The 12,367-nt window shown below is 71.8% G+C and carries 12 protein-coding genes; 8 read left to right on the forward strand and 4 right to left on the reverse strand.

From position 1 onward, the window contains the following. The 3 genes from ASG49_RS10100 to ASG49_RS10110 all read left to right on the forward strand — a co-directional run. Positions 1-769 (forward strand): family 16 glycosylhydrolase (locus ASG49_RS10100; RefSeq protein WP_156384276.1); only part of this gene is annotated, 769 nt, incomplete at its 5' end. Between the two features lie 140 nt (positions 770-909). Then, complete coding sequence (gmd, locus tag ASG49_RS10105; RefSeq protein ID WP_056541018.1) at positions 910-1,956, forward strand: GDP-mannose 4,6-dehydratase; 1,047 nt, start codon at positions 910-912, stop codon at positions 1,954-1,956. Beyond that, on the forward strand, positions 1,953-2,927 hold the full coding sequence (locus ASG49_RS10110; protein WP_056541303.1) for a GDP-L-fucose synthase: 975 nt from the start codon (positions 1,953-1,955) through the stop codon (positions 2,925-2,927). Before gmd ends, ASG49_RS10110 begins: the two co-directional genes overlap by 4 nt. 42 nt (positions 2,928-2,969) lie before the next feature. Here ASG49_RS10110 and ASG49_RS10115 read toward each other — a convergent pair whose 3' ends face one another. Next, positions 2,970-4,496 carry a sugar transferase gene (locus ASG49_RS10115; RefSeq protein WP_156384277.1) on the reverse strand — a complete coding sequence of 509 codons (1,527 nt, stop codon included), beginning with the start codon at positions 4,494-4,496 and terminating at the stop codon, positions 2,970-2,972. Positions 4,497-4,560: 64 nt separating this feature from the next. Further along, complete coding sequence (locus tag ASG49_RS10120) at positions 4,561-5,985, reverse strand: exopolysaccharide biosynthesis polyprenyl glycosylphosphotransferase (RefSeq protein ID WP_056541025.1); 1,425 nt, start codon at positions 5,983-5,985, stop codon at positions 4,561-4,563. 245 nt (positions 5,986-6,230) lie between these two features. On the opposite strand from ASG49_RS10120, the gene ASG49_RS10125 reads away from it, so the two are divergent. After that, complete coding sequence (locus ASG49_RS10125) at positions 6,231-7,256, forward strand: glycosyltransferase family A protein (RefSeq protein WP_056541028.1); 1,026 nt, start codon at positions 6,231-6,233, stop codon at positions 7,254-7,256. 24 nt (positions 7,257-7,280) lie between these two features. Here the strand turns inward: ASG49_RS10125 and ASG49_RS10130 are convergent, their stop codons facing one another. Together ASG49_RS10130 and cysC are read right to left on the reverse strand one after the other, a co-directional pair. Then, entirely contained in the window at positions 7,281-8,243 is a 963-nt protein-coding gene (locus ASG49_RS10130) for a sulfite exporter TauE/SafE family protein (protein ID WP_056541030.1), read from the reverse strand. Further along, positions 8,243-9,502, reverse strand: a complete 1,260-nt coding sequence (cysC, locus tag ASG49_RS10135) for an adenylyl-sulfate kinase (RefSeq protein WP_235562012.1) — start codon at positions 9,500-9,502, stop codon at positions 8,243-8,245. Before cysC ends, ASG49_RS10130 begins: the two co-directional genes overlap by 1 nt. 43 nt (positions 9,503-9,545) lie before the next feature. On the opposite strand from cysC, the gene ASG49_RS10140 reads away from it, so the two are divergent. The 4 genes from ASG49_RS10140 (at position 9,546) to ASG49_RS10155 (ending at position 12,334) form a co-directional block, all read left to right on the forward strand. Then, complete coding sequence (locus tag ASG49_RS10140; protein WP_056541033.1) at positions 9,546-10,541, forward strand: asparaginase; 996 nt, start codon at positions 9,546-9,548, stop codon at positions 10,539-10,541. A 110-nt stretch (positions 10,542-10,651) separates the two neighbouring features. Then, on the forward strand, positions 10,652-11,092 hold the full coding sequence (locus tag ASG49_RS10145; RefSeq protein WP_056541036.1) for a helix-turn-helix domain-containing protein: 441 nt from the start codon (positions 10,652-10,654) through the stop codon (positions 11,090-11,092). Then, positions 11,085-11,909 (forward strand): hypothetical protein, encoded by an 825-nt coding sequence (locus ASG49_RS10150; RefSeq protein WP_056541038.1) that lies wholly within the window; start codon positions 11,085-11,087, stop codon positions 11,907-11,909. The genes ASG49_RS10145 and ASG49_RS10150 overlap by 8 nt, the downstream gene beginning before the upstream one ends. A 134-nt stretch (positions 11,910-12,043) precedes the next feature. Further along, a complete protein-coding gene (locus ASG49_RS10155) occupies positions 12,044-12,334 on the forward strand; it encodes a DUF2516 family protein (RefSeq protein ID WP_200936269.1) in 291 nt (96 codons plus the stop codon). Positions 12,335-12,367 lie beyond the last annotated feature (33 nt).

The following is a 12,367-nucleotide window of genomic DNA, read 5'->3' on the forward strand; positions in this document are numbered from 1 at the left end:
CCCCGCCCCGGCCCCCGCCCCGGCACCGGCCCCGGCACCGACGGACGGCCGCACCTTCGTCGACGAGTTCAACGACGGGTCGCTCGACCTGACCAAGTGGGTCCGGGAGGACTTCGGCTACGGCTACGGGTCGCTCGAGAAGTTCGAGGGCGACGCCGACCTGACCACCCAGTCCGGCGGCCAGCTCCGCGTGTCGGCCATCAAGGACCAGGTCGGCCCTCGGCCGTGGCGTGCGGGCTACCTCTCGACCCGCGGCAAGTTCACCATGCGGACCGGCACCGTCGAGGTGCGCGCCAAGCTGCCCACCGAGCAGGGTGCCTGGCCCGCCATCTGGCTGCACAACCGGATCGGCGCCTCGGGTGAGCCCGGTTCGGCCCTGGCCGAGATCGACATCATGGAGCTGTTCCCCGGTGGCGGCGTGCAGGGTGCGGGCGCGTACTTCACGGTCCACGACTGGAAGAACGGCAACAAGGGCACCGAGCTCAAGCCCCACGTCGGCACCATGGACGGTGGCTGGCACACCTGGAAGGTCACCTGGGACGCCAAGCAGATGCAGCTGTGGATCGACGGTGTCTCGCAGGGGATCATCACCCCCGAGTCCTTCGCGGCAGCCTCCAAGGGCGGCGACTACCGGGTCTTCGTCGACACCCCGCAGTACCTGATCTTCGACATGGCCGTCGGGACCTCGTGGGGTGGCCTGGAGCCGCTGCTCCAGACCAAGCGGATGGACATGGACATCGACTGGATCCGCGTGACCAAGACGAGCTGAACGCCCCGCGTCACAGGACCGTCCGTCGACCTGAGGGTCGGCGGACGGTCCTGTCGTGGGTCCGTCCTCGAGGTCGGAGCCCCGCCGCGGCGGGGCGTCGGTCATACTGGGGCCTCCTGTCGTGGACACAGAGGGTCGGTATGGCTGCCAAGCGCGCATTCGTCACGGGGATCACGGGCCAGGACGGGTCCTATCTCGCGGAGCTCCTGCTCAACAAGGGATACGAGGTGCACGGGCTCATCCGTCGAGCCTCCACCTTCAACACCTCCCGCATCGACCACATCTACCAGGACCCTCACGAGTCCGACAGCCGACTCGTCCTGCACTACGGCGACCTGTCCGACGGTGCCCGTCTCACCACGCTCGTGGCCCAGATCGACCCCGACGAGGTCTACAACCTCGCGGCCCAGTCCCACGTCCGGGTCAGCTTCGACGAGCCCGAGCACACCGGAGACACCACCGGGATCGGCGCGATGCGGCTGCTCGAGGCCGTGCGCGTGGCCGGCGTGCGCTGCCGCTACTACCAGGCCTCGACCTCCGAGATGTTCGGCGCCTCCCCGCCCCCCCAGAACGAGGACACCCCGTTCTACCCCCGCTCCCCCTACGGTGCGGCCAAGGTCTACGCCTACTGGGCGACGAAGAACTACCGGGAGGCCTACGGCCTCCATGCCGTCAACGGCATCCTGTTCAACCACGAGTCGCCGCGCCGTGGCGAGACGTTCGTGACCCGCAAGATCACCCGCGCCGTCGCCCGCATCCAGGCAGGTCTGCAGGAGCACGTCTACCTGGGCAACCTGGACTCGATCCGCGACTGGGGCTACGCCCCGGAGTACGTCGAGGGCATGTGGCGGATGCTGCAGACCGACGAGCCCGACGACTTCGTGCTCGCCACCGGGGGCAACTTCACGGTCAAGGACTTCGTCATCGCCTCCTTCGAGCGGGCCGGGCTCGACTGGGAGAAGCACGTGCGCTTCGACGAGCGCTACCTGCGTCCCACCGAGGTCGACGCCCTCATCGGAGACGCGACCAAGGCCCACGACAAGCTCGGGTGGAAGACGCAGGTGGACACCGAGGAGCTGGCCAGGATCATGGTCGACGCCGACATCGCGTCCCTGGCCCACGAGGGCGGCCACTGGATCGACCGGCCCGACCTCGATGGTTGGCGCGACCCGGCCGGCGCCGCGTGAGCTCCGCCGACGCGGGCTCCTGGTCGGCCTCACCGCTCGACCGGGACGCCCCCACCTACGTCGCAGGGCACCGCGGCCTCGTCGGCTCGGCGGTCTGGCGGCGCCTGGAGGGGGAGGGGTTCCAGCAGCTGCTCGGCCGCACGTCGGCTGAGCTGGACCTGACCGACCGCACCGCCACCTTCGACTTCTTCGCGGAGACCCGGCCGCGCTACGTCGTGCTGGCAGCAGCCAAGGTCGGCGGCATCTGGGCCAACAACACCTACCCGGCCGACTTCTTGTCGGTGAACCTGCAGATCCAGGTCAACGTCATGGATGCCGCGCTCGAGGCGGGGGTGGAACGGCTGCTCTTCCTCGGGTCGTCGTGCATCTACCCCAAGTTCGCCGACCAGCCCATCCACGAGGACTCGCTGCTCACCGGGCACCTCGAGGAGACCAACGACGCCTATGCGATCGCCAAGATCGCCGGCATCATGCAGGTCCAGGCGACGCGTCGGCAGCACGGCAAGCCGTGGATCTCGGCGATGCCGACCAACCTGTACGGACCGGGAGACAACTTCTCCAGCGACACCTCGCACGTGCTCCCGGCGCTGATCCGGCGCTACGACGCCGCCGCAGCGGCCGGCGACGAGTCGGTCGTCAACTGGGGGAGCGGGACGCCCCGCCGCGAGTTCCTCCACGTCGACGACATGGCGGCCGCCTGTCTGCACCTGATGGAGCACTACGACGGGCCCCAGCAGGTCAACGTCGGCACCGGCTCGGACCTCCAGATCAAGGAAGTGGCGCAGATCGTCGCCGACGTCGTCGGGTTCGAGGGTCGGACCGACTGGGACACCAGCAAGCCCGACGGCACGCCGCGCAAGCTGCTCGACGTCTCGCGGCTCGCCGCGGCCGGTTGGACCGCGGGCATCGGCCTCCGGGAGGGGCTGGAGCAGACCGTCGCGTGGTACCGCGAGCACGCTCGCGACGCCTGAGTCGATCACCGCCGACCCGACGAGCAGGCTCCGGAGCCGCGGTCAGTAGGCGCCGTCGGAACCCAGGACGGCGCGGAAGGTCCGGGCGAGGATGCTGAGGTCCTGCATCATCGACCAGTTGTCCACGTAGTAGAGGTCGAGCCGGATGGCCTCCTCCACCGTGAGGTCGGACCGGCCCGAGACCTGCCACAGACCCGTCATCCCGGGACGCACCCGCAGCCGGCGGGCGGTGGTGTCGTCGTACTGGGCCACCTCGTGCGCGACCTGCGGCCGCGGGCCGATCAGGCTCATGTCGCCCTTGAAGACGTTGAACAGCTGGGGCAGCTCGTCGACGGAGTAGCGGCGCATCCACGTGCCGGGCCGAGTGATGCGCGGGTCGTCCTTCAGCTTGGCGAAGAGCCCGTGGTCAGCGTTCTGCTCGCGCAGCAGAGCCCCGAGCTTGGCCTCGGCGTCGACCACCATCGTGCGGAACTTGAAGCATCCGAACGGCTCGCCGCCCACACCGATCCGCTCCTGGCGGAACAGGATGGGGCCGCCGTCGAAGCGGCGCACCTTGATGGCGGCGAAGAGCAGGACGGGGCTGAACGCGAGGATCAGCAGGCTCGACCCGATGATGTCGGAGGTGCGCTTCATCCGGGCCAGCGCGGCGGCGGACCGGGGCTTGCCGACGTGGATGAGCGGCAGGCCGCCGACCGGGCGGACCTTGATGCGTTCACCGGAGATGTCGGTGATGCTCGGGGCCAGCACGACGTGGACGCCGGCACCCTCCAGCTCGGCGGCGGTGTGACGCAGCGCAGAGGCAGACTCGACGGAGCCGCCGGCGAAGAAGACGACGTCGGACTGCGAGGCGGTCGCCAGCTCGACCACGTCCCGGGCGTCGCCCAGCACGTGGAGGCCGCGCCGCGTGCGAGCGGCACCGCTCGCGCCGGGGACCACCGCTCCCACGGTCTTGTAGCCGAGACGTCGCTCTCGGGTCAGCACGCCGTTGATCTCGTCGACGTGCGACGGGGTGCCGACGATGAGCACCCGCTGCTGCAGCCGACCACTCACGCGGGCGCGGGTCACGACGATGCGCAGGGTCGCCCGGCCGAGCAGCAGGAAGAGCGCGCCGAGGAGCAGCGTCAGGAACGACCACCCGCGGGAGAGCTCGAAGCGCAGCAGGTAGCAGCCGACGCCGACGACGGTCGCAGCCACGACCGAGGACGTCAGGACACGCTTGAACTCCTCCATGCCGACGCCGAAGACGGACCGTGAGTAGGCGCCGGACAGCGCCAGGATCAGGATCCAGCCCACCGCGACGACGGGGCCTGCGGCCAGCAGGTGCGGGACGTAGTCGGTGGAGTCCGCCGGCATGGCAGGGAGGAGCAGTCGCACCGCCGCGGCCGACACCTCGGCCGCGGAGATGGCCACCAGGTCGACCACGCAGGCGAGGACGGGCAGGAACCGCAGGTAGCGCGACGCGGAGTGGCGAGGCAGCGAGGCGCGGGGATCGTCGAGGCTCGGGCCCCGGCGCTGGCCGGGGATGTGCAGCTGGTGGGTGTCGTGGTTCTCGGAGGTGGAGGTGCTCATGTCCACGGAGTGGTCCTCACGTAGCGGGACGAGAAGTGGAGGGGGGCGCGGAAGCGGCTCGGGGTCATCGCAGGTGCAGCTGCGCGCCCAGGAGCACGGCCCTCACGGTGCGCCAGAGGATGTTGAGGTCCGTCAGGACCGACCAGTGCTCGGCGTAGTGGACGTCGAGGAGGACGGTCTCGGACCATGCCAGGTCGGAGCGGCGGAAGTCGCGCCAGACGCCGGTGAGCCCGGGTCTGACCCGGAGCCGCGGGAGGTTGCCCGACGCGTCCGCGTCGTGAGCCATGGGGCCACGGGGGCCGACCAGGCTCATGTCGCCGCGGAGCACGCTGAGCAGGAGGGGCAGCTCGTCGAGGGAGTAGCGGCGCAGCCACGCACCGGACCGGACCAGGCGGTTGTCGAGCGAGTCGGGGAAGACGCGGTCCGTCGGCTCGACGGCGTCGTGCTGCTCGGTGCGCACGATCCACGCGGTGAAGGCGCGGCCGCCGCGGCCGTAGCGGGTCTGGCGCACCAGCACGGGGACGCCGTCCTGGCGGCGTACCTGCCACACGGCCCAGGCCAGCAGCGGCGCGGTCAGGACGAGCAGCAGCAGGCTGCCGAAAATGTCGAACCCGCGCTTGGCGAACCTGACGGCGACCTGCGACCGCGGCTGCTCGAGGTGGATGAGCGGCAGGCCCCCGACCGGCCGGACGCTGATCCGGTCGCTGACGACGTCGGTCACCGAGGGGGCGATGACGACCTGGACGTCCTCGTGCTCCAGGGCCCAGGCGAGCTGGCGGACGTGCTCGGCAGACTCGAACGCGCCGCCGGCGAGGAAGATGACGTCGGCCTCGACGTCCATCGCGACCTCGGCCACGTCCTGGGGTGCGCCGAGCAGCGGGATGCCCGAGTGGGTGGCGTAGCGACCGCCGGCTTGCGGGGTGAGGGCCCCGACCACCTGGTATCCGAGCCAGGTCTCACGGCCCAGCACGCTCGCGATCTCGTCGACGTGCCCCTCGGAGCCGGCGATGACGACGCGGTGCAGCAGGGTGCCGGCACGCCGGGCGCGGTGCACGGCCGTGCGCAGCAGCAGCCGGGTGAGCACGAGGGCCGGGATGCCGACCAGGAAGGTCAGCACGAAGAACCCGCGTGCGAGGTCGAAGCGCAGGGCGTAGCAGCCGATGCCCACCAGGGCGGCGGTGGCGAGGGAGGCGTTGACGGTGCGCTTGAACTCGTCGAGGCCGGCGCCGAGGACGTCGGAGCGGTAGCCCCCGAACGCCAGGATCAGAGCGATCCAACCGAGCAGGATGACCGGACCGGCGACCGTGAGCCGGTCGCCCATGGCCACGTCCTGCAGCCCGAAGGGCATGTTGGCCTGTCCGAGGATGCCGACGAGCACGCTCAGGGTCACGACGACCAGGTCGAGACCCAACGCGACGACGGGCAGGTAGCTCAGGGCGTGCCGGCCCCGGGTGGTGGCGAGCGGTGCTCGGGCCAGTTGGACGGTCATCTTTACAAATCCCCCGATTTGTTGTGTTGCTCAGTGAAGAGGCAACGAGTGACTACCCTAGGAGTGACGTCCAGAACGCACCACACGGTGTAACGCCTGACACTCGAGCGGTCTAGTCCTTCGCGCCGGAGCGTCGAACCGACGTGGCGGCGCCCCGACCGGGGGAACAGGGGCCGTCGCGGGATCGTTGGCCCCTGGGCGCGATCCCTAGCGCCACCCCTTCCCCGAAATGAGCCGGTCCCCTCGTGAACGAGCACCCGACGATCGCCGCGGTCATCGCCAACTACAACTACGGGCGTTACCTGGGGCGAGCCATCGAGAGCGTCCTGGAGCAGGACGACGCGTTCAGCCAGGTGGTGGTCGTCGACGACGGCTCCACCGATGACTCGCTGGAGGTCGCGCGGGCGTTCGAGGGCCGGGTCGAGGTCATCGCGAACCACAACAGCGGTCAGCTGGCGGCGTGCCTGGCCGGTGTCGCCGCGGTCGACTCCGACTACGTCTACCTGATGGACGCCGACGACGCCGCCCACCCCGAGCTGGTGAGCGCCGTGCGTGAGGAGCTCCCCGGGCGACCGGTGATGGTGCAGTTCCAGCTCCGGGCCGTGGACGGTGCGGGCCTCCCGACGGGGTCGGTCTTCCCCACCTACCCCGAGGGGTACGACACGGCGAGCATGCGCCACGACACCGAGGTCATGGGGACCCACCAGTTCGCCCCGACCTCGGGCAACGTGTTCCGGCGCGACCTGCTCGCGGGGCTCGACACCGCCGGGCTGGACCTGCGGGACGCACCCGACGGGCCGGTCGCCTTCGCGATGCCCTACCTGGGGTCCATCGCGGTCATCGACCGGCCGCTCGCGTCGTACCGCGTGCACGGGTCGAACCGCAGCCAGTGGTTCGCCCCGACGCCCGACCTGCTCCGTCACGAGCTGGACTGGTTCCGCGACCGGTGGCGCCAGACGTGCCTGCTGCTCGGACGCGCCGAGCCCCCCTTCGCGGGGACCTCGCCGGTCTACGAGCTGGAGCTGGAGCTGCTGGTCGCCGCGCTCGAGGGTCGGTGGTGGGTCGGCGGCAGGGCGTGGCGCTACGCGCGCGGTCTGCGGCGGAGCCGTACGCCGCGCGCGAGCGTGCTCGCCCTGCAGGTGTGGGCGATGGCGCTGGTCGTCCCCTCGACCCGCCTGCGTCGACGGCTGGTCATGCAGCGCCGCGCCCCCGCGGAGCGTCCCCGCCTGGTCCGGGCCCTGGTCTCGCTGGTGCGCCGGTCGCGTCGCTGACGGCAGCTCGGTGCCGGACCCGGGTCAGGACCAGGTGGTGCCGGGGCCGCCGTCGTCGGGCGTCGAGCGCACCCGCCACGCGGTCGAGTCGTTGTCGAACGCCGTCAGGCCGTGCCGGGTGCGGACGAACCCCCAGGCCAGCGGGCCGAGCAGCAGCATCCCGGCGCCGACGATGCCGACCCACTCCGGCGGGGTGCCCAGCATCTTCAGGCCGGTGAGCGAGAGCACGATGACGATGCCGCGGCGGATGACCGACTGCGTCACCCAGGCGGCCATCCGCGCCCCGAGGAAGGTGCCGGGGGTGCCGCCGAGGACGAGCGGGACCAGCACGGCCCAGGTGACGCCCTCGGTGACCACGTGGCCGATGGCGGCGGCCAGCACCAGCGGGACCGCCTGCACCAGGTCGGTGCCGACCAGGCGCACGGCCGAGAGCGTGGGGTAGATCAGCAGCAGTGCCACCATGATCAGCGAGCCCGAGCCCACCGAGGTGATGCCGACCAGCAGGCCTCCGACCGCGCCCACGAGCAGGGTGGGCACGGCACGCACCCGCGGTTGGTCCTCGCTGAGCGTGTTGCCGCCGGTGACGTGGCGGAGCTGGAGATACATCCGCAGGGCGTACGTCGCCGCCGTGAACAGCAACGCACAGCCGATCGCGGTCGTCAGGAACGCCTGCTGGTCCTCCGCCGCGCCGATGCCCTTGACGATGAACCCGCCGGCGAACGCGAACGGCACCGACCCGACCATGAGCAGGCCCGCCAGCCGCAGGTCGGGGGAGCCGCGGCGCCAGTGCACCGAGGCGCCGACCGACTTGTTGATGCTCGCGGCGACGAGGTCGTTGGCCACCGCGGCCGTGGGGTTGACGCCCAGGAAGATCAGGGCCGGCGTCATCAGCGCGCCACCGCCCATGCCGGTCAGCCCGACCACGATGCCGACGCCGAAGCTGACGAGCAGGATCGAGAGCGCGGAGTAGGTGAGGAGGTCGGCCATCAGCGGGTCTCGACGGGCTCGACCGACGGGGCCGGCTCGACCGACGGGGCCGGCCCGACCGACGAGGGCAGCTCGAAGGGGAGCGCGGCGACGACCTCGGCGAGGCAGTCCTCGATGGTGCGGCCGGTGGTGTCGACGACGACGTCGGCGTCCTGCGGCTCCTCGTAGGGGCTGGAGATGCCGGTGAAGTCGGGGATCTCGCCGCGACGGGCCCGGGCGTAGAGGCCCTTGCGGTCGCGCCGCTCGCACTCCTCCAGCGGTGTCGCGACGTGGACGAGCACGAGCTCGCCGCCGGCGTCCTCGACCATGGCACGCACCTGCTGGCGGGTGGCGTCGAACGGCGCGATGGGGGAGGCCAGCGCGACGCCCCGGTGGCGGGCGATCTCGGCGGCCACCCAGCCGATCCGGGCGATGTTGGTCTCGCGGTCCTCGCGGGAGAAGCCGAGGCCCTTGCTCAGGTGGCGGCGTACGACGTCGCCGTCGAGGCTCGTGACGGTGCGCCGACCGTCCTCGAGCAGCAGGTCGTGCAGCGCCCGGGCGATCGTCGACTTGCCGCTGCCCGAGAGGCCGGTGAAGAGCACCACGACACCGACGTGCTCGTCGTCGGGCTGGTCCTGCTCGACCACGGCCGCGACCTCGGCGGGCCAGTCGTCCTCGGTGTCCTCACCGGGCAGCCCGAGCACCTCGCCGGCGGCGTACGCGCTCACGACGTCGTGCCCGAGCCGGTGGTCGAGGTCGGCGTCGCCGCGCGCGGCTAGGGGCACGACGACCACCTGCGCCGTCGTGCCGGACGCCTCGAGCACGCGGGCGGCCGCGAGCGTGGCCCGCACCAGCCCGACCGGGCTCACGCCCTGCGGGGTGCCGGTGCCCGACAGCGTCAGCAGCACCACCTCGCGGGCACCCGCACGCTCGGCGACCAGGCGCAGCGCCCCCTCGCCCAGCGGCGCGGTGACGGGGACGACGAGCGCGTCGGGGTGCTCCTCGCGGATCCGGGCGGGGGTGGCCTGGAGCCGACGGAAGGGGCCGTACGCCGCCCGCGCCAGCGGCAGCAGGTGCTCGCGCGAGTACAGCGCCAGCGGCAGCCCCTCGGGGTCGACGAGCTCGACCTCGCCGCCCGCCCCGACCTGTGCGGCGAGGTCGTCGGGCAGCTCGAGCCGCACCTCGTCGTCGAAGCTGGTGCGGGGGGCCAGGGCGCCGCTCAGCAGGACCTCGAGGTCGTCCAGCTCGCGCGGGGAGGGGCAGTGCTGGGGGGCGGGCACCGGGCCATCGTGCCAGAGCCGACCCTTCAGTAGCGTCGCGTCCATGTCGGACTCACCAGCCTCTTCCACCGCCCCCGTCGTCATCGCCGAGATCGTCCGCTCCGGGTTCACCGAGGGCCACCACCGCGGGTCGTGGGTGGTGCTCGACGCGGCCGGCGAGGTGGTCGCCTCCGCGGGCGACGCGGCCGGCCCGATGCTGCCCCGCAGCTGCAACAAGCCGGTGCAGGCGCTGGGCATGCTCGAGGCGGGCCTCGACCTCCACGACGAGCTGCTCGCGCTGGCCTGCGCCTCCCACTCCGGCGAGCCCTTCCACCTCGACGGCGTGCGTCGCATCCTCGCCGGCGCCGGGCTCACCGAGGACGACCTGCGCACGCCGGAGGACTGGCCGCTCGACGACGCGGCCCGCGAGCAGCTCCTTCGCGAGGGCGGTGCGCGGGCGCGGGTGCAGATGAACTGCTCCGGCAAGCACGCCGCCATGCTCGCCACCTGCGTCGCCAACGGCTGGTCGACGCACGACTACCTCGAGGTCGACCACCCGCTGCAGCAGCAGCTGACCCGCACCTTCGCCGCCACCACCGGCGAGGACGTCGCCGTCACCGCGGTCGACGGCTGCGGCGCCCCGCTGCTCTCGACCTCGTTGACCGGCCTGGCGCGCGCCTTCGCCCGGATCGCGACCGCCGAGGTGGGCACGCCGGCCGGTCGCATCGCCGCCGCGATCCGCGCCCACCCGGCGTACGTCTCGGGCAGCACGCGCGACGAGCGGACCCTCCTCGAGGCGGTCCCGGGCGCGATCGGCAAGGCCGGGGCCGAGTCCTGCTACGTCGTGGCCCTGCCCGACGGACGGGCGTTCGCGACCAAGACCGACGACGGCGGCGCCCGGGCGCGGCCGGTGCTGATGGCCGCGCTGCTGGAGCGCCACGGGGTGCTCGACGAGCCCGGGGTGGACGCCGACGCGGTGCGGCGTACGGGACGGGTGGAGCTGCTCGGCGGCGGCCGGGTCGTGGGCGAGGTGCGGGCGGTGCTCGACCCCCGTTCCTGAGAGCTGCTAGCACTGCTAGCACGAGGAATCCCTCGCGATACAGGGCGAATGTGACCGCGTTCACCCGCTGTGGAGTTGATTCTGCTAGCAGGAGCAAGCATGGTGGAGGCATGTCCAAGAGCAAGGTCGGCAAGACCGTTGAGTCGCTGGGGGACTACCTCCGCGAGCAGCGCGTCGCCGCGCAGCTGTCGCTGCGCCAGCTGGCCGAGCAGGCGGGGGTCTCCAACCCCTACCTGAGCCAGATCGAGCGAGGTCTGCGCCGTCCGTCGGCCGAGGTGCTCCAGCAGCTCGCCAAGGCGCTGCGGATCTCCGCCGAGCAGCTCTACGTCCAGGCCGGCATCGTCAGCCCGGACGCGACGGAGGCCAGGTCGGTCGAGCTCGCCATCCTCGGCGACCCGGCCCTCAGCGAGCGGCACAAGCAGTCGCTGCTCGACGTCTACCAGGCGTTCCGGTCCTCGTCGCCGACGACGACCTCGCTCGTGGACCCCCCTGCTGCCGTGGTCGTGCCCGACCAGGGTCACCAGCCAACCGAAGGAGAAGCACATGGCTAAGAAGAACCCGATCAACGCTCTCGCCACCGAGGCCGTCAAGCCGCTGTACGCCGTCGCCGGCGCCACCGAGGTCGCCTACGAGATCGCCCGCGGCGTCGCTGCCGACGCCCAGAAGGGTGCGCAGGACCGCCTCGCCGACGTGCAGAGCCGGGTCGCCAAGGTCGAGCGCGACCCCAAGGCGCTGCAGGACCAGGCCGTCGGCATCGTCAACGACCGCGTGGAGGAGCTCACCGAGGACGCCAAGGACGCACAGCGCAAGTTCGAGTCGCGCGTGGCCGAGCTGCAGCGCGACGTCAAGGCCCTGCCCGGCAAGGTGCAGGCCCAGATCGACGAGGCCATCGCCGAGCTGACCAAGACCTACACCGAGCTCGTCGAGCGCGGCGAGAAGCTCGTCGCCGCCGTGCGCAAGGACGGCTACAAGGCCGTCACCGCGCTGCGTGACGCCCCCAACTCCTCGACCGTGGTGCGCCGCGAGCGGGCCAAGACCGCCCAGGCCAAGCAGACCCCGGGCAAGAAGGCCCCCGCCACCAAGACCGCGAAGAAGGCCGGCGCCAACGCCCCGACCACGAAGTCGGCCGCCAAGAAGGCCAGCGACACCGCCTCCTCGGCCAAGAAGACCGCGGCCAAGAAGACGAGCACCGCCAAGACCGCGGCGAAGAAGGCCCCGGCCAAGGCTGCCGCCAAGACCACGCAGAAGACCGCGCAGGCCGCCGAGAAGACCGCCGCGACCACGCAGAAGGCCGCTGCCTCGACGCAGAAGACCGCTGCCTCCGCCCAGAGCAGCGCTGCGAAGACCGCGGACTCCGCTTCTTCGTGAACTGAACCCCCGTCGTCGACGGACGACGGGCAGCTCGCCCTCTGGTGATCCCTCCCTTCGCCAGACGCGCGGGCCGGCAGGCCCCCGGGATCTCTCCCGGGGGCCTGTTGCCGTCCGCCCTCTATCCTGGGGGCGTGGCCAGCATCTTCGAGTTCCAGAACGCGGTCGCGTCCATCTCCTTCCTCGTGCTGCTCGCACTGAAGATCTGGGCGCTGGTCGACGCGCTGCTGCGTCCCGCCGAGGCCTACGAGGCGACCGGCAAGCTCACCAAGCCGGCGTGGCTGCTGATCCTGGGCCTGGCCGTCGGGGCCGCCCTGGTCTTCCCGTCGGTCTTCGGGCTGCTCGGCATCCTGGGGATCGTCGCGGCGCTGGTCTACGTGCTCGACGTACGCCCGGCGCTGGTCTCGGTCACCCGGCGCCGCTGATCGGGACCGCCCCGGCGGTCCCGGGCTGGGGAC

The organism is Marmoricola sp. Leaf446 (assembly GCF_001424755.1).
GTDB lineage: Bacteria > Actinomycetota > Actinomycetes > Propionibacteriales > Nocardioidaceae > Marmoricola.

Coding starts and splice junctions, on each gene's coding strand:
- gmd (WP_056541018.1), top strand. CDS start 910: ATGGCTGCCAAGCGCGCATTCGTCACGGGGATCACGGGCCAGGACGGG.
- ASG49_RS10115 (WP_156384277.1), bottom strand. CDS start 4,496: ATGAGCACCTCCACCTCCGAGAACCACGACACCCACCAGCTGCACATC.
- ASG49_RS10120 (WP_056541025.1), bottom strand. CDS start 5,985: ATGACCGTCCAACTGGCCCGAGCACCGCTCGCCACCACCCGGGGCCGG.
- ASG49_RS10130 (WP_056541030.1), bottom strand. CDS start 8,243: ATGGCCGACCTCCTCACCTACTCCGCGCTCTCGATCCTGCTCGTCAGC.
- ASG49_RS10140 (WP_056541033.1), top strand. CDS start 9,546: ATGTCGGACTCACCAGCCTCTTCCACCGCCCCCGTCGTCATCGCCGAG.
- ASG49_RS10145 (WP_056541036.1), top strand. CDS start 10,652: ATGTCCAAGAGCAAGGTCGGCAAGACCGTTGAGTCGCTGGGGGACTAC.
- ASG49_RS10150 (WP_056541038.1), top strand. CDS start 11,085: ATGGCTAAGAAGAACCCGATCAACGCTCTCGCCACCGAGGCCGTCAAG.